Annotated in this window: 2 protein-coding genes; one reads left to right on the plus strand and one right to left on the minus strand. The window is 69.8% G+C overall.

Going from position 1 to position 1,813, the window contains the following annotated elements; all coding sequences use genetic code 11:
• On the plus strand, positions 1-1,184 hold a 1,184-nt coding region (locus tag AC1DZ6_RS24490; RefSeq protein ID WP_477099704.1), incomplete at its 5' end, for an amidohydrolase.
• Positions 1,185-1,250: 66 nt separating this feature from the next.
• On the opposite strand, the gene AC1DZ6_RS24495 is transcribed toward AC1DZ6_RS24490, so the two are convergent.
• Positions 1,251-1,679, minus strand: a complete 429-nt coding sequence (locus AC1DZ6_RS24495; RefSeq protein ID WP_477099705.1) for a nuclear transport factor 2 family protein — start codon at positions 1,677-1,679, stop codon at positions 1,251-1,253.
• Positions 1,680-1,813: the final 134 nt, after the last annotated feature.

The raw sequence follows: 1,813 nt of genomic DNA on the forward strand, positions 1-1,813 counted from the left end.
CGTCCGGCCGCGTCGTCGTGCTGGAACGCGCCGACGGCCACGCGTCGGTGGCCTCCAGCGCGGCCCTGGCGGCGGCGAAGGTGACCAAGGACACCGCCGCCCCGGCGGGCGGCCAGATCCTGAAGGGCGCGGACGGCGCGCCGGACGGCATGCTGATCGACCACGCCCAGAGCCTGATCGCCGCCGTGATCCCGCCGCCGTCCGAGGCCCTCAAGCGCCAGGCCCTCGAAAAGGCCGGCGCCCTCTACGCCTCGCGCGGCTGGACGGGCCTGGGAAACATGAGCGTCGAAGCCCCCGACCTGGCGATCCTCCAGGGCCTGGCGGCGGACAAGAAATTCAGCCTCCGCGTCGACAACTACATGGATCCCAGCGGCGCGGCCGAGGTGCTGGCCAAGGGTCCCTTCACCGACCCGACCGGCCTGATCCGGGTGCGCGGCGTCAAGCTCTACATGGACGGCGCCCTGGGCTCGCGCGGCGCGGCGCTGTTGGAGCCCTACAGCGACGCCGAGGGCCTGGGCCTTCAACTGACCCCGCAGGACAAGGGCCTGGCGCTGATGAAGGCCGCCAAGGCCGTGAACGCCCAGGTGGCCATGCACGCCATCGGCGATCGCGGCAACCGCATGACCCTGGACTGGTTCGAGCAGAGCCTGGCCGGGGATGCGAAGGCCCGCTGGCGGATCGAGCACGCCCAGATCGTCGCCGACACCGACGTGCCGCGCTTTTCCAAGCTGGGGGTCATCGCCTCGATGCAGCCCAGCCACGCCATCGGCGACCTCTATTTCGCCCCCGCCCGCCTGGGCAAGGACCGGCTGCACGAGGGCTATCGCTGGAAGGACTTCCTCGACAGCGGCGCGGTGATCGCCGCCGGCTCGGACGCGCCCGTCGAGGTCGGCGACCCGCGCATCGAGTTCTACGCCGCCGTCTATCGTCACAGCCTGAACGGCTTCGCCAACGCCGACTGGCATCTGGACGAGGCCGTCACCCGCGACCAGGCCCTGCGCATGCTGACCTGGGCCCCGGCCTACGCCGCTTTCGCCGAAGCCGACCGCGGCACGCTGGAGGCCGGCAAGAAGGCCGACGTCACGGTGTTTTCGAAGGATCTGATGACGGTGGCCCCAGCCGAGATCCTCAAGGCCGAGGCCGTGCTGACGGTGGTCGACGGCAAGGTGGTGTTCGAGAAGTAATTCCAACGGCTGTCATCCCGGATCTTCGCGCTGCGCGCTCGTCCGGGATGACAGCGAAGGGGGAAGCTACCGCACGATCGTCGCCTGCCGCGCCGACAGCAGCCAGGCCGCGCCCTCGGGCCGCCACAGCTCGGTGAAGCGGCGGCGCACGGTCTGGCCGGCCAGCGGGTTCTTGCCCTTGGGCGTCACGGTCTCCTCGCCCATCAGCAGCACCATGTCGCCGCGCAAGGAGGCGTGCTCGATCAGCCGTTCGTACTGGCTGTAGCTGATCTTGCCGTCGGCGTTCAACTGGCGGACCACGGCGCTGGAGGCGACGATGTTGACCGGGTTGTTGACCACCAGCTCGGGCGCCAGGGCGGCGGCGAACACCGCGTACTCGTCGGCGACCAGGGCCGCGTCGACCTTCTCGACGGCGTGCATCACCGCGGCGATCTTCGCGTCGCGCAACGCCTCGTGAACCTCGGGACTGGCGGCCTTCCATCGGGAGTTCTGCACGGGTTCAAGCCTCCGTTCGGTGACTGAAGGACGCTCGACGACCATAGGCTTCGTGAGCGCGACGGCAAGGCGCTCCCTGTTCGTGGAGGCTAGCTCACCACTCGACCAAGGCCAGTCCCGGCACATCCTGGAAG

It is taken from the genome of Caulobacter sp. P1_B12_2 (genome assembly GCF_056406675.1).